General features: G+C 37.2%; 20 protein-coding genes. 8 read left to right on the forward strand and 12 right to left on the reverse strand.

Annotated elements, in window-relative coordinates:
• The first annotated feature begins 18 nt into the window (after nucleotides 1–18).
• Nucleotides 19–465, forward strand: coding sequence for a hypothetical protein (locus LIV57_RS18280; RefSeq protein WP_227943759.1), 447 nt, complete (start codon nucleotides 19–21; stop codon nucleotides 463–465).
• A 140-nt stretch (nucleotides 466–605) separates the two neighbouring features.
• Here LIV57_RS18280 and lpdA read toward each other — a convergent pair whose 3' ends face one another.
• The 6 genes from lpdA to recQ form a co-directional block, all read right to left on the reverse strand.
• Nucleotides 606–2009 (reverse strand): dihydrolipoyl dehydrogenase, encoded by a 1404-nt coding sequence (lpdA, locus tag LIV57_RS18285; protein WP_047429636.1) that lies wholly within the window; start codon nucleotides 2007–2009, stop codon nucleotides 606–608.
• A gap of 130 nt (nucleotides 2010–2139) precedes the next feature.
• Entirely contained in the window at nucleotides 2140–2526 is a 387-nt protein-coding gene (locus tag LIV57_RS18290; protein ID WP_227943760.1) for a cupin domain-containing protein, read from the reverse strand.
• A 37-nt stretch (nucleotides 2527–2563) separates the two neighbouring features.
• Nucleotides 2564–2908 carry a hypothetical protein gene (locus tag LIV57_RS18295; protein WP_227943761.1) on the reverse strand — a complete coding sequence of 115 codons (345 nt, stop codon included), beginning with the start codon at nucleotides 2906–2908 and terminating at the stop codon, nucleotides 2564–2566.
• A gap of 76 nt (nucleotides 2909–2984) precedes the next feature.
• On the reverse strand, nucleotides 2985–4067 hold the full coding sequence (locus tag LIV57_RS18300) for a glycosyltransferase (protein WP_227943762.1): 1083 nt from the start codon (nucleotides 4065–4067) through the stop codon (nucleotides 2985–2987).
• Between the two features lie 10 nt (nucleotides 4068–4077).
• A complete protein-coding gene (locus LIV57_RS18305; RefSeq protein WP_227943763.1) occupies nucleotides 4078–4632 on the reverse strand; it encodes a hypothetical protein in 555 nt (184 codons plus the stop codon).
• A gap of 1 nt (nucleotide 4633) precedes the next feature.
• The gene (gene recQ / locus LIV57_RS18310; RefSeq protein WP_227943764.1) at nucleotides 4634–6838 is read right to left on the reverse strand and encodes a DNA helicase RecQ; all 2205 of its coding nucleotides are present in this window, start codon (nucleotides 6836–6838) and stop codon (nucleotides 4634–4636) included.
• A 158-nt stretch (nucleotides 6839–6996) separates the two neighbouring features.
• On the opposite strand from recQ, the gene LIV57_RS18315 reads away from it, so the two are divergent.
• The 5 genes from LIV57_RS18315 (at nucleotide 6997) to LIV57_RS18335 (ending at nucleotide 15860) form a co-directional block, all read left to right on the forward strand.
• Nucleotides 6997–7956, forward strand: a complete 960-nt coding sequence (locus LIV57_RS18315; RefSeq protein WP_227943765.1) for an SIS domain-containing protein — start codon at nucleotides 6997–6999, stop codon at nucleotides 7954–7956.
• A 130-nt stretch (nucleotides 7957–8086) separates the two neighbouring features.
• The gene (tatC, locus tag LIV57_RS18320) at nucleotides 8087–8914 is read left to right on the forward strand and encodes a twin-arginine translocase subunit TatC (protein WP_227943766.1); all 828 of its coding nucleotides are present in this window, start codon (nucleotides 8087–8089) and stop codon (nucleotides 8912–8914) included.
• A 227-nt stretch (nucleotides 8915–9141) separates the two neighbouring features.
• Nucleotides 9142–12102, forward strand: a complete 2961-nt coding sequence (locus LIV57_RS18325) for a reprolysin-like metallopeptidase (RefSeq protein ID WP_227943767.1) — start codon at nucleotides 9142–9144, stop codon at nucleotides 12100–12102.
• Nucleotides 12103–12237: 135 nt separating this feature from the next.
• The gene (locus LIV57_RS18330; RefSeq protein ID WP_227943768.1) at nucleotides 12238–13869 is read left to right on the forward strand and encodes a M1 family metallopeptidase; all 1632 of its coding nucleotides are present in this window, start codon (nucleotides 12238–12240) and stop codon (nucleotides 13867–13869) included.
• A 134-nt stretch (nucleotides 13870–14003) separates the two neighbouring features.
• On the forward strand, nucleotides 14004–15860 hold the full coding sequence (locus tag LIV57_RS18335; protein WP_227943769.1) for a PDZ domain-containing protein: 1857 nt from the start codon (nucleotides 14004–14006) through the stop codon (nucleotides 15858–15860).
• Nucleotides 15861–15976: 116 nt separating this feature from the next.
• Here LIV57_RS18335 and LIV57_RS18340 read toward each other — a convergent pair whose 3' ends face one another.
• The 4 genes from LIV57_RS18340 to pepE form a co-directional block, all read right to left on the reverse strand.
• Entirely contained in the window at nucleotides 15977–17146 is a 1170-nt protein-coding gene (locus LIV57_RS18340; protein WP_227943770.1) for a sensor histidine kinase, read from the reverse strand.
• A gap of 6 nt (nucleotides 17147–17152) precedes the next feature.
• Nucleotides 17153–18526 (reverse strand): D-alanyl-D-alanine carboxypeptidase/D-alanyl-D-alanine-endopeptidase, encoded by a 1374-nt coding sequence (gene dacB, locus LIV57_RS18345; protein ID WP_227943771.1) that lies wholly within the window; start codon nucleotides 18524–18526, stop codon nucleotides 17153–17155.
• Between the two features lie 97 nt (nucleotides 18527–18623).
• Nucleotides 18624–19475 (reverse strand): hypothetical protein, encoded by an 852-nt coding sequence (locus tag LIV57_RS18350; protein ID WP_227943772.1) that lies wholly within the window; start codon nucleotides 19473–19475, stop codon nucleotides 18624–18626.
• Nucleotides 19475–20167 carry a dipeptidase PepE gene (pepE, locus tag LIV57_RS18355; RefSeq protein WP_110010963.1) on the reverse strand — a complete coding sequence of 231 codons (693 nt, stop codon included), beginning with the start codon at nucleotides 20165–20167 and terminating at the stop codon, nucleotides 19475–19477. The genes LIV57_RS18350 and pepE overlap by 1 nt, the downstream gene beginning before the upstream one ends.
• A 195-nt stretch (nucleotides 20168–20362) precedes the next feature.
• Between pepE and LIV57_RS18360 the strand changes: the two genes are divergently transcribed.
• Entirely contained in the window at nucleotides 20363–20893 is a 531-nt protein-coding gene (locus LIV57_RS18360; RefSeq protein WP_227943773.1) for a tetratricopeptide repeat protein, read from the forward strand.
• Nucleotides 20894–21225: 332 nt separating this feature from the next.
• Here the strand turns inward: LIV57_RS18360 and LIV57_RS18365 are convergent, their stop codons facing one another.
• Entirely contained in the window at nucleotides 21226–21714 is a 489-nt protein-coding gene (locus LIV57_RS18365; protein WP_227943774.1) for a YdeI/OmpD-associated family protein, read from the reverse strand.
• Nucleotides 21715–22027: 313 nt separating this feature from the next.
• Here LIV57_RS18365 and fsa point away from each other — a divergent pair, with 313 nt between their 5' ends.
• Nucleotides 22028–22681, forward strand: a complete 654-nt coding sequence (fsa, locus tag LIV57_RS18370; protein ID WP_002978975.1) for a fructose-6-phosphate aldolase — start codon at nucleotides 22028–22030, stop codon at nucleotides 22679–22681.
• A gap of 73 nt (nucleotides 22682–22754) precedes the next feature.
• Here fsa and LIV57_RS18375 read toward each other — a convergent pair whose 3' ends face one another.
• On the reverse strand, nucleotides 22755–23318 hold the full coding sequence (locus tag LIV57_RS18375; protein WP_227943775.1) for a sugar O-acetyltransferase: 564 nt from the start codon (nucleotides 23316–23318) through the stop codon (nucleotides 22755–22757).
• Nucleotides 23319–23523 lie beyond the last annotated feature (205 nt).

Consider the following 23523-nt stretch of genomic DNA (forward strand, 5'->3'; position numbering starts at 1 on the left):
ATTTGAACAAAAATAATCATGAAAAAATTGATAATCCTACCTCTTATTTTTTTAACGTTTTTTTCAAATGCTCAGCTGCTGAAAAAAACAGCACTGGGTATTTCCTACCGTTATACCGGAAGGAATGTTCTTCAGGCAGGATTAGAATACAGATTGGGTGAAACCTATGATGGTTCCATTATCGTTGGCCCTTCCCTGCTTTATACCAGAGCTGACCAAACTGATAAATTCATCCCGGAGATCCATATTAATTTTTTACGTTTCGGGGAAATGTTTGGAGTATCAGCTAATCCATATTCATTGGAACCGAGAATAGGTTTTTCGTTATTTAATGCAATATTTCTCAATACAGGATATGCTTTTCCCATTCATAAAGAAAAATATTTTAAAGGGATAACTTTTGGGATCCAGTTCAACATTGCACCAAAACATTCTAAGTTTTATGACCATCTGAAAATGATGTAAACAGTTATTGGTTTATAGATGAATTTTTTTTCAAAACCAAGTTTCGTTCTTTATAGCAAAAACATATAAAAAAGGCTGTCTCCAAAAGAAACAGCCTTTAATTTTAAATATTTAAAATGATTAAATCTCTTAATCAATCATTACATATGAATAGGTCTTTTTGCTGTAGCATCCAATGCAGCTTCTTTGATAGCTTCTGCATAGGTTGGGTGAGCGTGAGAACTTCTTGCGATGTCTTCAGCGCTTGCACGGAATTCCATAGCAATTACCCCTTCTGCAATAAGGTCAGCAGCTCTTGCTCCTACGATGTGCATCCCTAAAACCTCATCAGTTTTTTCGTCTGCAATAATCTTCACAAGACCGTCAATATCACCACTTGCACGGCTTCTACCTAAAGCTCTCATCGGGAAAGATCCTACTTTGTAAGCAACACCTTCTTCTTTTAGCTGCTCTTCAGTTTTACCAACTCCAGCAACTTCCGGCCATGTGTACACAACACCAGGAATCAGGTTATAGTTGATGTGAGGTTTTTGTCCTGCCAATGTTTCAGCAACGAAAACTCCTTCTTCTTCAGCTTTGTGAGCAAGCATAGCTCCTTTGATAACGTCACCGATAGCATAGATATTAGCAACATTAGTCTGCAGGTGATCGTTTACTTTTACTCTTCCTCTTTCGTCAAGCTCTACACCTGCTTTTTCAAGACCAAGACCGTCTGTATAAGGTTTTCTACCTACAGAAACCAAACAGTAATCTCCTTCTACAACTACTTCTTCACCTTTTTTATCTTTAGCCGTGATCTTTACAGTATCTCCGTTTCTTTCAACTGCAGAAACCGCAGTGGAAAGCATAAACTTCATTCCTTGTTTTTTAAGAACTTTAGTCAATTCTTTGCTTAAAGCTCCATCCATTCCAGGGATGATTTTATCCATAAATTCAACAACAGTTACCTGTGCTCCTAATCTTAAGTATACCGAACCTAGTTCAAGACCGATAACTCCACCTCCGATTACTACTAAATGCTTAGGAATTTCTTTAAGGTTTAAAGCTTCCGTAGAAGTAATCACTCTTTCTTTGTCTAAAGAGATGAAAGGCAATGTAGATGGCTTAGAACCTGTTGCAATGATAGTATATTTAGACTCGATCGTTTCCGAAGAACCGTCATTTTTAGTCACTTTAATCTGAGTAGCAGATTCGAAGCTTCCTACTCCTTCAAAAACAGTAATCTGATTTTTGTTCATCAGGTAGCTGATTCCGTCAGTATTCTGCTTGATCACTTCGTTTTTACGTTCGATCATTCTGGCAATATCCGCTTGCGGCTCGTTGATGATGATTCCGTGACCTGCAAAATTGTGTTTTGCATTTTCGAAATGCTCAGAGCTGTCAAGAAGCGCTTTTGACGGAATACATCCAACGTTAAGACAAGTTCCGCCTAAAGTTGAATATTTTTCAATAATTGCTGTTTTGAAACCTAACTGTGCTGCACGGATAGCAGCAACATAACCACCGGGACCAGAACCTATTACGGTAACATCGAATTGACTCATGTTATTGTATGAATTTGTTTATTATTATCTATCTTAATTCTCACAAATTTACATATAAATTACCAAGCACCAAAGTGAGTTTTATCAATTTTAAAAATGATAATTATATGCTCTAGTTTTATGAAAAGTATTATTTTATGAATTTTATATTTTCTTCATCGCCTTCCTTAAGATAAATTGCGGTAAACACAAGAGGTTTTTCAGATGATGCATTATCAAAATGAAGAATTTTCACATTTTTAGGTTCATAAAAAGCATCTCCTGTATGAAGTACTACTTTCTCCTGTCCTTCTATCTGAAAAACGGCTTCTCCGGAATTGATGATTCCTAAAACCGGACAGGGATGCAGATGTTCGGGAGCTCCTTGTCCTGCAGCCATTGTTATTTCCTGAATCTCTGTGAATTTTACTTTCTGATCAAGAGCAGTTTTTAATAATTCTTTTCTGGAGATGGTCTTCTGCTGAGCAATCATAACGACAGAATTCAGCATTAAAACAGCAATAATAAATGGCTTCATGAGTGGATATTTAATGGTGAGAAATCATTAGGGATTATTATACATTCAACTTTCCTTGTCCAATGGTTCCCGTACTTTCAAAAAATGAGCCTCCATAGACATACCATTCAAGGCTTTCCAGATATTCCACTGCGTTTTCCGGAGTGATGTTGGGACGGTCTTTTTTCGAAACAATTCCTTTATACCATCTTCCTGATTTGGAATAATGCTCATATTCCACAAGGTAATGAATCCAGATTCTCTGGCATAATTTGCACTGTTGGATGGACACTTCTCCATTTCTTCCGTTGGTATAATCGATCCCTAATTCTGAACTTCTGAATTCGGTATAATGGAAATCAGGTTTCTCACAGGCACATCCTAATTTTTGGATTTTATTCATGAATAAAATGGGTTTTCAGATAAAATTTGTAGCCTCAAAAGTAAGAAATTAACAGTCTATAAAGCAAATGGAGTCATTATGGTTTGACCAGATCCAATAAGACCTTTTCATATTTATCAAGGATAATATTCTTTGAGAACCTTGATTTAATAGAGTTTTTTACAGCATCCCGATTATAATTGCCCTGAAGGATTCTTACAATCTCCCGGGCAAACCTGTCATGGTTCTCAATATCTGCAATCTCTCCGTTTATATTATGCTGGATAATCTCGTTGATTCCGCCGGGACAGTTATTGGCCAGGGAATAAGTTCCGCAGGCACCAGCTTCCAGAAGAACGTTGGGGAATCCTTCGTATCGTGAAGAAAGCACAAATAAGTCCGCATATTTAAGATACTGGTAGGGATTTTCCTGTCTGCCGTGAAAAATCACTTTTTTTAATCCTAAGAGTTCCCTCGTCTGAAGCAAAAGGTCTTTATCTTTTCCATCACCCAGAATATGAAGCATAATATTTTCATTTTTAAGCCTTGAAAAAACCTTTAACAGGTTATCAAACCCTTTTCTGGAAGACAGATTTCCAATGGCCACTACATTTTTATAATTGTATTTGAAGCATTCGGGTTTTAAAGACATGGCCATTTTATCTTCAATAAAATCAAAGTCTACAGGATTATTGATCTTGACAATTTTTTTCTTTTTAATATTAAAATTATCGACAAGATCTTTCATCATATCATCGCTTTGAGCAATGATCTTCTGATAGTTGTTGTAAAAATTATAGAAAAACTTAATCTCCTTGCGGGTTACATGCTGTGTAACAACATTAGTTTCCCTCGCAATAAATTTCGTTCTTGGAAACAGTTTTATAAACAGGGATAAATAAGCATTTACCTCACCAAAACCCGAAAAGACAATATCCGGTTTTCTTCTGTAGATTTCTCCTAAAATAGGCCTTAATGAATGTCTTATTCTTTCAGTATTGATATCGATAATTTCGACATCTTTTTTCAGAAAATTCAAATATCCGCCCTGCTTACGTAACAGCAAAATCTTAGGCTCAAACCGATCTCGGGAGAGATGATTCGCAATAGTAGTAACAATCCTTTCTGCACCCCCGGTTTCTAAGTCCGGCAGAATAAATATGACAGATATTTTTTTCATCAGTGTAAAGTTAGTAAAAAGTTTTGTTAACCTTCAAGCCTAACTCGTTAAATAAAGGAATAATTTCGTTAATATTTCCAACACTTAGAAAGGCATACTTATCTTCAGTAAAATTGACTCCTCTTCTCTTAAAAAAAGAAAAACTTTCATCATTTTTACCGAAAAAAGTCTCAGGTTCACCAAAAATGATATTACCAAAATGTTTAGTATTCATTTCGGCATTTACTTCCTTTATTTCATTCAATTCCTTATACTTTACAATCTTCCCATTTTCCTTTTCAACAATAGCTATTCTTTGATTTGTAATTACATAATAATTGTTTTTCAGTCTCCAATACTTTACAATCCATCTTAAAAAAGCAACATATAAAGCATTACAAAAAACACCAAATCCTATTATTGAAAAAAGCCAAAAGCTGGAATTTAAACTACTTGTAATGAAAAACACACCTATTGCAAGGTAGAATACAGAAAAAGCTATCCTCAACTTTTCTGTCATATTAAAAAAGAAACTCTTCTTAGGAAGAATTTCTTTTAAAATTATTTCGTTATTGTTTAGAGTCATTTTAGTTCGCTACGTCACTGATGAATTTAATTCTCAACATTCTCACTTCCTCATCCGAAAGTTCATCCCCGAATTCATCCAGCAATACCTTCATACTGTCACTTTCAGATTCGTTCATGAATTCCATGAATCCGTCTACAATGTCCTCGTCGAAATTATCTTCAATGTAATAATCGATATTGAGTTTGGTGCCCTGGTAAACAATTCTTTCCATCTCTTTCAGGAGTTCATCCATAGAAAGGTTTTTAGCTCTTGCTATATCTTCAAGATCAATCTTTTTATCAGTACTCTGGATAATAAAAACTTTATGGCTGGATTTATTGGCCACCTGCTTCAATACCATATCCTGGGTACGTTCGATGTTGTTATCTTCTACGTATGTTTTGATGTAGTCTGCGAATTCTTTACCGTATTTTTTTGCCTTTCCTTCCCCTACTCCGTAGATTTTGGTAATTTCATCTACTGTAATCGGATACTGAACCGTCATATCTTCCAAACTTGGATCCATAAACACCGTATATGGTGGAATTCCATGTTTTTTAGCTACTTTTTTCCTCAGTTCTTTCAACAGGTTAAAAAGATTCTGATCCAGACCTCCTCCAGCCTGCTGCTGTACCTGGTCACTCTCAGCTTTCGCCTGGGTAAGATCAAATTCTCTGTCTTCAGCAATTAAAAAGGAGTCTTTAGATTTGCCATTCAGAACACTTTTCCCTTTCTCTGTAATTTTTAAAACCCCATAGGTTTCAATATCTTTCTGTAAAAAATTCTGAACAGTTGCCTGTCTTAAAATTGTTTTCCAGTAGTTATCTTTTTCATCCTTTCCAAAACCAAAGTGAGAACTTTGCTCAAGTTTATAGGATTTCGTCACTGCATTTTCTTTTCCTACAATGACGGATATCAGATCTTTTGATTTGAACTTCTCGCCTGTGTCTCTAATCAGCTCCAGGGCCTTTTTTAAATCGGCAGTAGCATCTTTCAATTTTGGTGGATTGGATGAGTTGTCACACATCTTTGCACCGTCTCCGTTCACAGGATCGAAACTTTCTCCAAAATAATACAGGATATATTGTCTTCTGCTCATGGAAGTTTCAGCATAGCCTACCACTTCATTCAGAAGCTGCAATCCGATTTCTCTTTCAGAAACGGGCTTCTGTGCCAGGAATTTTTCCAGTTTTTCAATATCCTTTGGATCATAGAACGCCAGACAGTGGCCTTCTCCTCCATCTCTTCCAGCTCTTCCTGTTTCCTGGTAATAACTTTCCAGTGATTTCGGGAAGTCGTAATGGATCACAAAACGTACATCCGGTTTATCAATCCCCATCCCGAAGGCAATGGTGGCTACAATAACATCTACCTCTTCCATCAGGAATTTATCCTGATTGGCTACTCTTACTTTTTGATCAAGACCGGCGTGATAAGGGAGGGCGTTGATTCCGTTCACCTGCAGAAGCTGGGCAAATTCTTCCACTTTTCTACGGCTCAGACAGTATACAATTCCTGATTTTCCTTTATGCTGATTGATAAATTTTACAATTTCCTTATCTACATTGATTTTAGGACATACTTCGTAATAGAGATTAGGACGGTTAAAGCTTTCTTTAAACACCAATGCATTGGTCATTCCTAAAGTTTTCTGGATATCATCCTGAACCTTAGGAGTAGCAGTAGCCGTTAAAGCAATCACCGGTACATTGGCGATTTTGTCTATAATCTGTTTCAGATTTCTGTATTCCGGTCTGAAATCATGTCCCCACTCTGAAATACAGTGAGCCTCGTCGATAGCAAAGAAAGAAATTTTCACTTCTTTCAAAAAATCCAGGTAATCATCTTTAATTAATGATTCAGGAGCTACATACAGAAGCTTGGTTTTGCCGCTTTTGATATCGTCAAAAACCTGTTTGGTCTGCGTTTTGTTTAATGATGAATTCAGTACATGTGCTACCCCATCATCAGATGAAAGGCCGTTCACGGCATCTACCTGATTTTTCATCAACGCTATCAGGGGCGAAACTACTATTGCCGTTCCTTCCGAAATAAGAGCCGGAAGCTGGTAACATAATGATTTTCCGCCACCTGTAGGCATTAAAACAAATATATCCTTCCCATTCAATAGGTTATCTATAATCTGTTCCTGCTGGCCCTTAAATGTAGAAAACCCAAAATACTTTTTCAATTCGCCTGATAAATTGGCTTTTTTTGCGCTCATCTAATTTTCTATTGCTAAATTTGCATCTCACCCAAAGTTATAAAAATTCTGCTTAAAATAAAAGCGAACGAATTTATAAAAAATAAAATTTATATTAAATATTCTTTTTAAAATATAACATTTTTTAGGAACTTTTTTGTATACCTTATCATCGTAAAATGGATAGAACCAACATTATATCAATTGCAAAAAGCACTTTAGAAATAGAAATTTCTGAACTTGAAAAATTAAAAAACAGAATTGATGACGAATTTGCCCGTGCAGTAGAGATCATTCATTCAGCAAAAGGGAAGCTCATTGTTGTAGGAATCGGAAAATCGGCACATGTGGGTAACAAAATTGTTGCTACATTAAACTCAACAGGTACTCCTTCACAGTTTTTACATGCTTCGGAAGCGATTCATGGTGATCTTGGAGTTATTCAGAAACAGGACGTGGTTTTGTGTATCTCAAATTCAGGAAATTCTCCGGAAATTGCCAATCTGGTTCCTTATTTGAAAGATTACTCTTCTTCTTTAATTGGAATGACCGGAAACAGATCCAGTAAACTGGCAGAATTTTCGGATGTTATTCTGGATACTCATGTTGATATCGAAGCCTGCCCGAATAAACTGGCTCCTACCAGTTCTACAACTATACAAATGGCTTTGGGAGATGCTTTGGCTGTTGCTTTAATGGAACTGAATGATTTCAAAGCGAATGATTTTGCCAAATTCCACCCGGGAGGAAGTTTAGGAAAAAACCTGACATCAAAAGTAGAGCAGTTCCTTTCTTCTCAAAAGCCTCAGGTTACGGAAGATTCTTCAATAAGAGATGTCATTATTTCCATCAGTGCCTCAAGCCACGGAATCACGGTGGTAACGAATGGAGACCAGATTATTGGCGTTATTACAGACGGAGACCTAAGAAGAATGCTGATGAAAGGAGAAGATATCAGTAAGGTATCAGCAAAAGATATCATGTCTGCCCGTCCGAGAACAATTGAAAAGGGTGCTTTGGCTAAAGAAGCCATGAAAATTCTGAAAGAAAATAACATCGGTCAGCTTGTAGTAACGGAAAACGGCAAGTATTTCGGGATTATCGATCTGCATAAACTGTTAGACGAAGGGATTAATTAGAACTTATAAATCAGAGGAGATGTTAAACTGAGGGATGATTTTGCAGATTACAGGTAAAATCTAACTAATCATTCACAGACTCTTGCTTCTGTCATTTTTTTTATAAATTTGCGCTTTAAAATTTTATTCTGTGAGTGAAGGTAAAGACATGTCCTTTCTTGGGCATATAGGAGAATTAAGAGGGCACCTGATCCGATCGATTATTGCTATCATAGTTGCCGCTTTTGTGGTAGGCTTTAACATCAACTGGATTATGGACCATATCTTTTTTGGGCCTACCAGAAATGATTTCCCTACCTTCAGACTTGTTAATCATTTTTCAAGAATGATTTTAGGTGAAGACAGTATTCATCTTCCAAAGGACTTTCCTGTTCGTGTACAGAGATTGTATCAGCAGTTCAATGTCATGATGGCTGTTTCAATTTTTGGTGGAATGGTAGTGGCATTTCCTTATATTGTATGGGAACTGTGGCGTTTTATCAGTCCGGCTTTACATCCGAGAGAGAAAAAAAATTCTATTTATATTATTAATGCGGTATGGATGCTTTTTATGACCGGAGTTTTATGCGGTTATTTTTTAATCCTTCCGTTTGCAGTCAATTTCGGGGTTATTTTTAAAATCTCAGATATTATTGTTCCCCTTTATGATTTAAGTGATTATACCACATTATTCTTACAGGTGGTTTTGGGTATGGGTGTTATTTTCCTTTTCCCGATTCTGATCTATTTCCTTACCAGCATCGGAATTCTTACACCTACGTTCATGAAAACTTACCGTCGCCACGCTATTGTTTTAATTATGGTAGTAGCTGCAATCATTACTCCGGCAGACGTTTTAAGTATGCTGATGGCTGCATTCCCGCTGTTGATTTTATATGAATTCAGCATCATGATGTGTACGTTTACTTATAAAAAAGTACGGAAGAACAACGCAAATCTTCCTGCAGTACAGAAATAAACAGTATTTTTTACTCATAAAAGCATAAGCGCTACTATTCAGCTGAATAGTAGCGCTCATTTTATATAAAAATATTAATCTTAATTATATTTATTCTTAATTTAATTAAAAACAACAATGAAATTTAACCAACAATATAAAGTTTGGAATAATTAACACAGTTATATCAACATTTCTTTTAAAAAAATACGCTATCTTTAAAAACTTTAACAACAATCAATAAAAATATGAAAAAGAAAATTATTTTCGTCTGTGCACTGGCTTTAAGTCTGGGCGGTTTGCAGGCACAACGCTGGGAACCTGTCTCGGAAAAAATTACTCCGATAAGAAAGGAAGTAAAGGTAGAATATGCTTACAAATTTGACCTTTCTGCATTAAGAAATCAACTAAAGAATGCTCCTGAAGCAGGAAAAGGTGGAAACGCTGTAATCGTTTCTATCCCTACAGCAGATGGAAGAATTGAAAGGTTTTCGGTTTACAGTTCGCCTGTAGTTGAAAAATCAATGGCAGACCGATATGAATTGGGAGCTTATGCCGGTATCGGGTTAGATAATCCACATAAACAAATCCGGTTCAGTACAGCACCTAATGATTTCCAATCTATGACATTCGATACTGATTCAGGAAAATACGAATTCATAGAACCCATCAATAAAGAAAAGGATGTATACGGAGTCTTTTTCAAATCCAACAAATCCCATGAAGACCCTTTCGAATGCAGAACTGCTGAGCCTGAGAAGGCAAAGAAAGAAATGAATAAGCTGCTTAAAACAAAAAACGTTTTAAAGGGTTTAGGGAGCGCTAATAAAAGTAACGAACAAAAATACAGAACCTATAGAATTGCCATCTCGGTAAACGGTGAATACACACAGCTTGCCGGAAGTGTTCCTTTGGCAGCAGCGCGAATTAATGCTACCATGAACCGTGTAAATGGTGTTTTTGAAAAAGATTTTGGGATCCACATGATCGTACAGGATCTTCCCCAACTTATATTTGCAGATCCCGCGACAGACCCTTATTCGAATGTAATTACCAATTCAAATGGTACCTATAGTGCTCCCGCAGCATGGAACCTTCAGCTTCAGCAAACCCTTACCAATACCGCTGGTGTAGGTAACGCTGCCTATGATATAGGACATTTCTTTGGCCACAGAGGTGGCGGCGGAAGTGCCGGAGATGTAGGAAATGTCTGCAGAAACCCTGCAAACAACAATGATGCTACTTCTAAAGGAGCAGGAATAACTTCTCCTTCTACTCCGGATCAGCCTTTTGGAGATAATTATGATATCGATTTTGTAGCGCATGAAATTGGCCACCAGTTCGGTGCTGCACACACCATGTCTATTGCTTTGCACGGAGCCCACATGGAACCGGGATCAGGATCTTCGATTATGGGATATGCCGGTATTACCAACTATAATGTTCAGATGCATTCTGATGCTTATTTCCATACCAAAAATATTGAAGAAGTAGGAGCCTACGTTAATGCTCAGGACTGTGGAATTATTACAAATGTGGCGAATACACCTCCTTCTATTCAGCCAATGGCTAATAAAATGATCCCTAAAGGAACAGCTTTTGTGTTAACAGCTTCTGCAACAGATACACAAAATGATCCGATGACCTATACCTGGGAACAGTATGATCTGGCTACGTCTGCTTTTGGTCCGGTAAGTGCAACCAGAAATAATGGCGCGAATTTCAGATCTCTGATGCCTACCACTTCCCCTACCCGTTATTTCCCTAAATTCAACAACGTTCTTAATGGTACTCTTACCAGCCCTACAGACTGGGAAACTGTATCCAATATCCCAAGAACCATGAATTTCAAGGTAACGGTGAGAGATAACAATCCGGATGCTGCACAGCAGCAGACACAAAGCAGCCTGATGAAAGTGGACATAGGAAATGAAGGTCCTTTCAAAGTGACTTCAACCACCGTTTACAATAATACACCGGGAGCTGTTACCTGGGATGTCGTAAACACTAATAATGCACCATACAATGTTCAGAATGTTAAAATAGATTATACTACAGATAATGGAACGACATGGACGGTTATCAGCCCATCTACAGCTAATGACGGATCTGAGCCGTTTTCATTCTCTTCTCTGGCTACAGGCACCGGTGTAAAAATAAGAGTAAGTGCCATTGATAATGTATTCTATGCCATTGGGAATGCTGCTGTTTCCGCATCAGCGGGCGCCTGTACAACATCTGCTCCAACAGGAGTTACGGTAAGTGGTATTACCAGAACATCTGCATCTGTAAACTGGACAGCGCTAGTTGGAGCAACGTATTCTGTACAGTACAGAAAAGTGGGGACAGCCACATGGACTACTGTTCCTGTTTCAACAAATTCTTATAACATTTCAGGGCTTACAGAAGCTACTCAATATGAAGTACAGGTAGCCAATGTCTGCGGAGGTTCGGTTGGTTCTTATTCAGCATCAACGAATTTTACCACATTATCTTTTGCTAAATGTTCAATCACCGGAACCAATGCCGCTGACGAGTATATTTCCAATGTTACAGTAACCGGCGCAGGAATGAGCCCAGTTTCAAACACCAGCAGCAACACTCCTTACACAGACTATACTACAGATCCTTCGAAACTGATCACTCTAATGGCCGGATCTTCAGGGAATAATGTAAGCATCTCCAAGGCGTGGACGAGCTCACAGTATAACGATGGAGTAACCGCCTGGATCGATTTCAACAAAGACGGAGTATTCTCTTCTTCTGAAGTAATCTACACCAGTGCACCTAGCATAGCAACACCGGTTTCCGGAACATTCTCCGTACCGGCAGATGCTTATACGGGAGGAAACGTTATTATGAGAGTTGTATTAGGATATGAAAGCCAGCCAAGCAGCGGATGCAGCAATCAGCAATATGGTGAAGTTGAGGATTATCCGGTGTTGATTCAGCAACAGCTTTCCACCAGTGAGACAGTGAAGGATAAGAATTCAATCCAGATCTACCCTAACCCGGCAAGTGATATATTGAATGTAACTGAAATCTCATCTAAAGCTCAGTTTGTCATTACGAATATGGCCGGTCAGAAAGTAATGAACGGACCAATTAATGATAATAAAATCTCTGTTTCAAAATTAACGACAGGAACTTATATTATTTCAATTGAAGACAAAGGAACGACTTCAAATCTGAAATTCATCAAAAAATAAAACCTAACCCGTTTTTAGAGCCCGGCAATGACCGGGCTTTTTTTATGCCTTTCTAAAATCTTTATTTAATTTGATTTCCGGCATCAGCCTATTAATTTAATTTTATACTTTTGAAAAGATTTAATAACAGTTTACATGAAAAAATTGTCATACACCCTCTTATTTGCATCAGGACTGGTTTTCGGACAGTTCTTTGAAAAAGATAAGACTTTTACCAAACAGGATACTTTAAAGGGTTCCAATACCGAGTTCAGAAATTTTTGGGATGTCAAAAAATATGACCTTTCCGTAGAACCGGATTTTGAGCAGAAAAGTATCAAAGGAAATAATAAAATCAGTTTTGAGATTATAAAAGATGTTACCAATCCTGTATTTCAGATTGACCTTCAGCAGCCTATGAAAGCTGACAAAGTGGAAGGAAACTTTCCTATTGCCAATTACAGACAGGATGGAGACTTTATTTTCATTACAGCGAATAAAAAATTCAAAAAAGGCGAAAAATATACGATTAACGTCATCTATTCCGGAAATCCTACGATTGCTAAAAATGCGCCATGGGATGGAGGATGGGTTTTCACTAAAGATGAAAAAGGAAACCCATGGATGACAGCTGCTGACGAGGGAATAGGAGCTTCCATATGGCTTCCTACCAAAGATATCTGGAGCGATGAACCTGACAACGGAATCATTATGAAAATTATAACTCCTAATGATCTGGTAGGTGTGGGTAATGGCAGACTCACTGATAAAAAAACAACCGGAAATAAAACTACTTATACCTGGGAGGTTAAAAATCCTATCAATGCCTACTCCATTATCCCGAGTATAGGAAAGTACGTCAATTTTAAAGATGTATTTGAGGGTGAAAAAGGAAAACTGGACCTGGATTACTGGGTAATTGACTATAATCTTGATAAGGCAAAAAAACAGTTTCAACAGGTGAAACCTATGCTCTCCGCATTTGAATACTGGTTTGGTCCGTATCCGTTTTATGAAGATTCATACAAACTTGTAGAATCTCCTCACCTTGGCATGGAACATCAGAGTAATGTTGCTTACGGAAATGGGTACCAGAACGGGTACAGAGGAAAAGATCTTTCCGGTACAGGAGTGGGTCTGAAATGGGATTTCATTATTATTCATGAAAGCGGCCACGAATGGTTCGCCAATAATATCACAGCAAAAGACCAAGCTGATATGTGGATCCATGAAAGTTTCACCAATTATTCCGAGACTCTTTTCACGGAAAAATATATGGACAAAAAATCTGCTGAAACCTATGTTCAGGGGATCAGGAAATTGATAGACAATGATATTCCTATTATTGGCAGGTATGGTGTAAGAAATGAAGGCAGCGGAGATATGTACCCGAAAGGAGCCAATATGCTTCACACGATAAGACAGGTTATCCATAACGATGAAAAATTCAGACAGATTTTAAGAGGTTTGAATAAAGATTTTTATCATCAGACCGTTACCACACAACAGGTAGAAAATTATATCTCCTCAAAATCGGGAATCGATTTTTCAACAGTATTTGATCAGTACCTGAGAACAATAAAAATTCCAACCCTTGAGTATGCCCAGGATGGTGATACTTTAAAATTCCGGTATACCGATGTGGTAAAAAACCTTAAACTGCCGATACTCATCAATGGTGACCAGACCATAAATCCAACGGAAGAATGGCAGACTGTAAAGCTTAAAAACAGCTCTCCTGTTGAGCTTGATCCCAACTATTATATTAATTATAAAAATATTAAATAAAGAAAAAGGCAGATTTGCACACCAGCAGATTTGCCTTTCATTTTTTTGATCTTAAAATTTTAAGAAAAGTTTAATACTTTTTTTCGTAACAAATTCAGAAAAAAAGCAACTATTTAACTATTAATTTAAACCTAATGAGAAAAACAGTACTTAGCCTTGGTATTTTTGCTGCTTTTTTAGCAAATGCACAGTCTATAAAAACCACTATTGACCTTGTCAATGTAAAAGATGATAAAGTAGCCGTTACCATGGAGTTCCCAAAAATGAAATCCGGTGACATTAAATTTCATTTCCCTAAAACAGTTCCGGGTACTTATTCTGTAGACGACTATGGAAGATTCATCGAAGGAATCAAATTTTATGATAATAAAGGAAAAGAGCTTACTTATACTAAAGTAAATGACAATACCTATTCATTGAAAAATGCTCAGGGTCTTTCCAAAATCTCTTATCTTGTGAATGACAGTTTTGATGATGAATTGGATACCTCAAAGCATAAAGCCGTATTTTCTCCTTCAGGAACTGATATTGAAGAAGGAAAGATATACATGATCAATACCCACGGATTTATCGGATATATCGAGAACATGCAGGATGTTCCTTATCAGCTTGTCGTTCAGAAACCCACTGATTTCTATGGAACGACAGCACTGGTAGATCAGGATAAATCTGAATCTACAGATACCTATACTCTTGCCAACTATGCTAAGGTGACCGATTCACCATTAATGTATACAAAGCCGGATTATATTACCTTCAATGCCGGAGGAATGGATCTTGTACTGGGCGTTTATTCTCCGACAGGAAAATATAAAGCTGCCGATTTCAAAGAAAATCTTGAAAAAATGGTGGTTGCCCAAAAGAAATTCCTGGGCGATATGAACACGAATAAAAAGTATGCTATCATGCTTTACCTTTCCGGTGGTGACGGACCTAGCATTAAAGGCTTCGGAGCATTGGAACACCACGAATCTACAAGTGTGGTGCTGCCTGAAGCAATGCCGAAAGATGCCATTGACAATACGATTACAGATGTGGTTTCCCACGAGTTTTTCCATACGGTAAACCCTCTGAAAACCCATTCCGAAGAGATTCATTATTTTGATTATGCAGATCCGAAAATGTCTCAGCACTTATGGATGTATGAAGGCGGAACGGAATATTTTGCCAACTTATTCCAGATCCAGGAAGGTTTGATCAATAAAGATCAGTTCCTTGAAAGAATTGGTGAAAAAATTGCCAATTCCAAGAGCTATGACGATACAATGCCATTTACAGTAATGAGTAAAAATGTATTGGTAGAACCTTATAAAGATCAGTACAGAAACGTCTATGAGAAAGGAGCTCTCCTTGCAATGTGCTTAGACATCGAGCTTAGAAAATTATCCAACGGAGAAATGGGATATCGGGATATGATCAGAAAGCTGTCTCAGAGATTTGGTGAAAACAAACCTTTCAAAGATGATAAACTGATTGACGAGTTGGTAACAGTTACCGGATATCCTCAGGTAAAAGAATTCTACAACAAATATATCGCAGGAAACCAGCCAACACCTTACGCACAATATCTGAGCATGGTAGGGGTGGATATTAAAAAGCAGGAAAGCCAGCCTTTGTTCTGGTTTATCAAAGATCCGAATCAGACAGGTTTTGATGAAAAGACCAATGCCTTTGCTTTTGATGAACATTCTGCACTGTCTCCATTTGCAAAAAGTATCGGATTCAAAATCACAGACCAGGTTCTTGCTTTAGATGGAAGAACGGTAGATATCAAAAAGGTACAGGATTTTATCGGATATACCAGAACGATCAAGGACGGGCAGGAAGTTACGGTAACCATTCTAAGAGACAATGCCGGCAAAAAAGAGAAAATGACATTGAAAGGAAAAGCAATTCTGGATAAAATGACCATGGAAACACTTTCTTTTAAAGCGAATCCAACACCGGAAGAACTGAAACTGCAGACTCAATGGCTTACAGGTAAAAAATAAAGTGAAAAGCGGGGAAAATTTCCCCGCTTTTTATTTTTCTCAGCTTTATCCTGATACAAACCTAACAGGTTTTGAAAACCTGTTAGGTTTATTATTTGCTATAATTTCAACGAGAATCAATCCTCTTTTCTGATTGTAATCCTGAAAGTACTTCCCTTTCCTACTTCAGTCTGAGATATTTTGATATCTCCGTTGTGGTATTCATGAATTACCCTTCTTGCCAGTGACAATCCTAGTCCCCAGCCTCTTTTCTTGGTAGAATATCCGGGATTAAAAGCATTTCGTGCCTGCTGTTTGGTCATTCCGCTTCCATTATCCTTTACTTCAATTAAAATATTCTTATTTCTTTCAAAAACAGACATGGTAATAGAGCCTTCACCTTTCATCGCATCCACCGCATTTTTTACCAGATTTTCAATGACCCAACTCATCAGAATTTTATTGTGAGGAACCAGAACGGTATACGTAGGTAAATTAAGCGTAAAATTTATCTTTCTGGAGATCCTTGTTTTTAAATAATCATAATTCTCCTGAATGGTTTTATTAAAATTTCTGTCATTCAGTTCTGGAACAGAACCTATTTTTGAGAATCGCTCTGAGATCGTTCTGAGTCTTTCAATATCTTTTTCTATTTCATGTACTCCTTCCGAATCCGGATTATCAAGCTTCATAATTTCCATCCACCCAATCATGGATGATAAAGGTGTTCCGATCTGATGCGCGGTTTCTTTAGCCAGACCCGCCCAAAGATATCCTTCATCCGTCTTTTTAATGGTCTTGAAAAACCAGAAAGAAAAACCAAAATACAGCAGAATAAACAGCCCTAAAATATAGGGGGAATACCTGAGATTATTAAGCAGACGCGAGTTGTCATAATAGACAAACTGATTATTTCCATCCGGCACTTTGATCTCAATAGGATCATAATTTTTTTCCATATTGCGGATCAGATCCTGCAGTTTTTCAGGACTTTTAATCGTACTTTCAGGAATATTTCTGTAGTATCCAAGGTCAAGAATCGGGTTTTTATATTTATCTGTTACAATGAACGGAATGGTATTGTTAATGTTCAGAATATCCGGCAGCAGATCCAGCACATCAGTATCCGGAGTTTTAACCTCCTGTTGTATTCTTATCGCTTTGGAAAGAAGACTGATCCTTTTGATCTCCTCTTTTCTGAGAAAATTAATAAGCGATGTTGAAGCCACTACAATGGCAATAACCAAAGTAGTCATCACAACAAAAATGATCCAGTTATTCAGTCTGGTGAGGATGGATTTTCTCAAAGTATTTTATTTTAAAACATTCAGGATTTTCTGCAGCTCAGTATTTCCGCTTCCCTGATAGTTGTTGATGATAATCGAAAATACATATTTTTTCCCATCTTTTGCGGTGTGGTATCCGGCAAATGATTTGGTATCTCTCATGGTTCCGCTTTTCATTTTCATACCATTATCCTGAACCGGAAATCCATCGTAGTATGCTTCAAACCAGGATTGTTTTTTAGCATATAAAAGAGCCTGCACTTCTGCTTTTGCAGACACATAATTCTGGGGGGAAAGCCCACTTCCATCTGCAAAGTTGATCATATTAGGATTGATCCCTTTTGATTTCCAGAATTCTTTCAGATAGGCAACTCCGCTTTTGAAGTTTGAACTTCCTTTTTTCTCTTTTCCTAATGTTTTAATTAATGTTTCTCCATACAGATTGATACTTTTTCTCAGAAACCAGTACACAATTTTATCAAGAGTCGGAGATTGATAAGTGAGGATAATATTATTTTTTGGAGCTGATAAAGGATTTTTTCCTTCTATTTCAAGCTGAGAATTCGTTACAGCTTTTCCAGAAAGTTCAATTCCTGATTCCTTCAGCCATTGTTTTACTTCTGCTGCCAGCTGCAGCGGCGGATTGGGAGCAGAGCCGGAAACCGTTACTGTTTTTCCAGCCGGAAGCATTCCATTAATCAAAGCGACATCAGAGTGAGGAGCAGTAAAGATCAGGCTTTGATCCGAGTTTCCTCCTGTTTTCAGGTCATTCAGCCACTTCACACCTTCCAGCGGATAAGAAAAGCTTTTAAAATCGGTTCCATTAATATTGATATCAAACTGGTTCTCTTTCCAGTTGATTCCCCATACACCCGCACCATAGTAATTCCCCAGGTCATCCCACGGCCAGCCTCCCGGAATCGTTTGATGATCAAAATAAGAATCATCAATGATCAGATCTCCTGATATTTTTGTTATCCCTGAATTTTTGATAGCATCAATCAGTTTCTTTTTAAAATTTTCGGGTTTATAGCCATCATATCTCCAGCTTCCCAAAGTAGGATCGCCGTTGGAGCTGATGAAAAGGTTTCCATTAAGTGTCCCTCCGGAGATATTTCCGGAATAGCTTGAAGTGGTGGTAAAAGTATAGTTTTTTCCTAAAGTTTCCAGTGCAGCTCCTGCTGTGAAAATCTTTTGTGTAGAGGCAGTAGAAAGACCTTTATTTCCCTGATATTCATATAAAAAGTTCCCGTTTTCATCGGAAACATAAAAAGACAAGCTGGAAGATATTGCTCCTGAAGAATCCATAAGATCCTTTGTTACTTTATCTAATTTTTGGGCTATATTCTGTGCAGCAACCATCTGTACAGAGAGTATGAGAACTGCAAATGTTTTTTTCATTACATTGTTATTTGGGTCTGCATGCAAAGGTTTCCGTTACAGTTTACAAAGAGTATCCGGGCCTTTTTCTATTGATTTAAATTCTGATCAAATATAGTTAAAATAAAAGCTTTTCATACTCACTGAGCTCTTCGGAGGTGAAAAGTATCTGATGGCCAGGAGATTTTTCAAATGAACGATCATGTTTGAAATATTTCTCATAATCATCTTCATCTACAAAAATGTCCATCTGGCATTCCTTTATATAGTTCGATTTGTCCCCGTAATCTGCGGTAAAAAATCCGGAATCGTTCCAGGGCTCGTGGTGGCATCTCAGGCAGTGTCTTTGGTATACGGCTTTATAACCGCATATTTCACAATTCCGGAGGTCCTGAAATACTGCTGAGATTTCATTCCGGTTTTCTTCTGGAAAAAGAGACAGGGGAACGCTTCTCAAAAGCAGATAATAATTGGGTTCCTGCCATGAGAAATAAAGACCCTCTTCATGATGGGTATAAAGCCATAAACTCTGAAGATCATACTCAACCTCGGCTTTGACAATATCTTTACTATTCAGAACGGTCTCATTATTTCTTTTGATATTCTGTTTATCATCAATCTCAATAACGGGCTGCTGCTCCAGAAAATGGTTCAGGCACAATGTGGTCTGCCATGAGCCTATGGTTCTCATTTTACCTTCTTCTCCACAGATCTCACAGGTCTTGACAGAAAGTTCCGAATATTTACTTTTGATCTTTTTAAGTTTGTCATTAAGCGTTTCATCCTCAGAATAGGTATAGCATCTCAATTCACCAAACTTCTCCTTTCCAAAGACACGGTATTCCATATTCCAGCCTGCCAAAGCAAATTCATACAGCAATTTCCGGATCAGTTCATTCCATCCGGTACTGTTCACTGAAAAATTAGTGAGATTGCGTTCTATGAAAAGATTAATTTCATTTTCGCTCATTAAAGTCTGCTTCCTGCTTCTATTTCGTAAGGCTCTTTTCCTTTTTCAAAAATCCTTGTCAGTTCACTTCCTTCTACAGTAATGGAATCATTGGTCCTTCTGATCCAGTTCCCTTCTCTGAGACCAACCACTTTGATATCATTCTGGGTAAGAAACTCCTGAATACGGGTTTCTCTGGTTTCTCCGTTATGCTTTAAGTCGGGATTAGGATCAAGATAATGCGGATTAATATTGAAAGGCACCAATCCCATACAGTCGAAACTTGGCGGATATACAATCGGCATATCGTTCGTTGTCTTCATATTCTGGCCTCCGATATTGCTTCCTGCACTGCATCCGAGATAGGCTTTTCCTTTTGATACATTTTCTTTCAGGACAGACATCAGCCCTTCTTCATGTAATGTTTTAACCAATAAAAAGGTATTTCCGCCTCCTGTAAAGAAACCTTTTGCCTGATGAATGGCTTCCTTTTTATCTTCAAATTCGTGAAGACCTTTCACTTTTATATCGATAGTTTCAAAGAAAGAACGTGCTTTTGCGGTATAATCATCATGGGAAATTCCGCCTGGTCTTGCAAAAGGAATAAATACAATTTCATCAATTCCGTTATAAAGTTGGATTAATTCTTCTCTTAAGTATTCCAGATATTCTCCACCAAAAAGTGTAGATGTTGAAGCTAATATGATATTCATACCACGAAATTTATAAGTATTATTAAAAAACGAATCACAAAGATAGCCTCAAAGATCAACGAATCAAAAATTAAATTAAAAAAAACATCAATCCCGTTAATATTTTCTAAAAAAACTTAAAGCCTCTAAAATTTACGGTTTTGTGGAATTATTATTGAATTTTAGATTTTGACTTTAAAATATAAGATTATGAAAATGAGTAAAATTAATAGCCTGTTTTTAGGCTTAATACTAGCAGGAAGTGTAAGTCTTGTAAATGCACAAACGACTCAGCCTGAAACTTCAGCAGCAACGAGTCAAACAACTAATCCAACTATCGAAGATCTTAAAAAACAGATCGCAGCCAATCCCAAGGATGCAGAATCATTAGCAAAACTGGCTAATGCTTATCAGGAGGCTTCAGACTGGCCAAATGCAATTGATACCTGGAAAAAAATATCAGCTTTATTACCGGACTGGGCTCCGGCTTATTACAGCCAGGCTTATGCCTATCAGTCTGCAAAAGATGATGCCAACGCAAAAATTGCTTATGAAAAGTATATTGCAACGGTAAAACCTGAAGAAGTAGAGCAAAACAAGAAGAATCTGGCATATGCTTATTTCTATCTTGCCTTTACAGAGCAGAAAACAGATCCTAATAAAGCAAAAGAACATATTGCGAAATCGATACAGTATGATCCTACCAACCAGGATGCTGTGAAGCTTAGCAAAGCATTAAATTCTTAGTAAAAAAGAAAATGCCGGAAGTTTTTCCGGCATTTTTGTTTATTTATATATGTTTTAATATCAAAAATCATGATTTAAATTTAACGCAAAGATCAGGTAAATGCTGTTAAATTTTTGAGGAAGCCAAGGATGGAATCTATTTCATTGATTCTTTCTAAGCGCATGTATATCATAAAGCTTCATCAGCAATATTGTCGCTTTCTTAGCACCCTTAGGAATAAGAGAATTTAAGCTAATCTTTGCATTAAATTAAAATATATTTTTTTGTGCAGAGTTACTCTTTTATAATTCCAGATTTCCTGTATTATTTGAAATTTTGTCTTGCTATGATCCTACTCAATCATCTTTCCGAAAAAATCTGTTTCACCATGCAGATGCCTGATGATTTTCTCAATATTTTTCTGAATACTGGCTTTAGTTTTTAAATTATTAATATACCTTACCAGCTCATTTTTTCTTGAAGGAATCAGCTTTTCAAAATTTTCCTTAGCTAAAGCACTTTCTTTGATTGCCTTTTCTAATTGAGGATGAATAGGTATACTTCGGTCGGAATCATCATATTCCAGAACAACTTCAATAATTTCCCCGATTCTTTTCGGAGAATTTTTCAGCATAGTCAGATTCACGTAAAGCCTCCACTCACCTAAATATTTCATAAGATTCTGTTTGAATTCTTTCCCGTTCACCGTTCCTTTTACAGCGATTGGGCTCTTATTTCTACCAGATTTTTCAAAAATTGTGTCCAGTATTTCTTCCGGAACAAATACAAAAGGATTAATTCCTATGATTTCCAATGTGGCGCTGAAACTATTGTTTTTCATGGATGGTAATTTAAGTTGGTCTGGCTGGAAGCTGGAAGCTAGAAGCTAGAAGCTAGAAGCTAGAAGCTAGAAGCTAGAAGCTAGAAGCTAGAAGCTAGAAGCTAGAAGCAAAAATAACAGTTTGACGAATATGTAGGGAATTTCTTTTTTATTATTTCAAAAACAATTACTTTCATACACTCCCACAGCCAAACCCGTTTCCCCTCAAACCCTCTCACTCTACCACCGCAAACCCAAAACCCCGTAACTCAAAATTCATACCTCATAACCCAATTAATTCCCTATATTTGTATCAATAAATCTATTTATCAAAATGAAATTTTTTATTGACACAGCTAATTTAGAGCAAATCAAGGAAGCAAGAGATCTTGGAATTTTAGATGGTGTAACAACCAACCCTTCACTAATGGCAAAAGAAGGTATTCAGGGAGCTGAAGCCATCAAAAACCATTATAAAACGATCTGCGAGCTTGTAGACGGAGATATTTCTGCGGAAGTTCTTTCTACAACGTATGAAGAAATGATTAAAGAAGGAGACGAATTGGCTGCTATTCACCCGAATATCGTTGTAAAAATTCCGATGATCAAAGATGGAATCAAAGCTTTAAAATATTTTTCCGATAAAGGTATCAAAACTAACTGTACATTAATTTTCTCTCCGGGACAGGCTCTTCTGGCAGCTAAAGCGGGAGCAACGTATGTTTCTCCTTTCTTAGGAAGATTAGATGATATCTCTACAGACGGTTTGAACCTTATTCAGGAAATCAGATTGATTTTCGATAACTATATGTACGAAACTGAAATCCTGGCAGCTTCTATCCGTCACTCAATGCATATCATCGACTGTGCTAAAATCGGAGCTGATGTTATCACATCTCCACTTCCTCCGATCCTGAGCTTATTGAAGCACCCATTAACAGACAGCGGATTGGCTCAGTTTGTTGCAGATTCTCAGAAATTAGCATAATCACTGATCCTTGTTCAAACATAAAAATCCCGGAACATTGTTTCGGGATTTTACTTTATAGTGATCCTGTATATTATTCTTCCGGGATATTTTTCACAATCTTACACGGATTTCCCACGGCCACTACATTCTCAGGAATATCTTTCGTTACCACACTTCCAGCTCCAATCACAGAATTATTTCCGATAGAAACACCCGGAAGTACAACGACGTTTCCTCCCAGCCAGACATTATCGCCTACTTTGATGGGATGTGCATATTCCAGTCCTTCATTCCTTTGCAGTGCATCAAGCGGATGGCCTGCAGTATAGAAACTGCAGTTGGGACCGATAAACACATTATCACCAAACTCTACTTTGGCACAATCCAAAATGACAAGGTTATGATTGGCATAGAAATTCTCTCCTACGGTTATATTATATCCGTAATCACACCAGAAACTGGGCTCTATACAGATATTTTCTTTTATACTGCCGATAATCCTTTTAAGAAGCTGGTATCTGTTTTCGGAATCGGAGTTTTTGAGAGCATTATATTCCTGGCACAAATCTTTGCATGCAATGCGTTCCTGTATCAGTTCTTTATCGTAGTTGGCGTTGTATAAAAGTCCGGCTGCACATTTTTCCTTTTCTGTCATAAGATATAAAGTTTATTGCTTATTGCTTATTGCTTATTGCTTATTGCTTATTGCTTATTGCTTATTGCTTATTGCTTATTGCTTATTGCTTATTGCTTATTGCTTATTGAAAGATAAAAAAATATATTATAACATCATGAATTGATATTTGTCACATTTTATTTGACTTCTTTTGTCAAACAAAAACAGGATGACACGTATGCCA

Source organism: Chryseobacterium sp. X308 (assembly GCF_020733145.1).
GTDB classification, from domain to species: domain Bacteria; phylum Bacteroidota; class Bacteroidia; order Flavobacteriales; family Weeksellaceae; genus Chryseobacterium; species Chryseobacterium cupriresistens.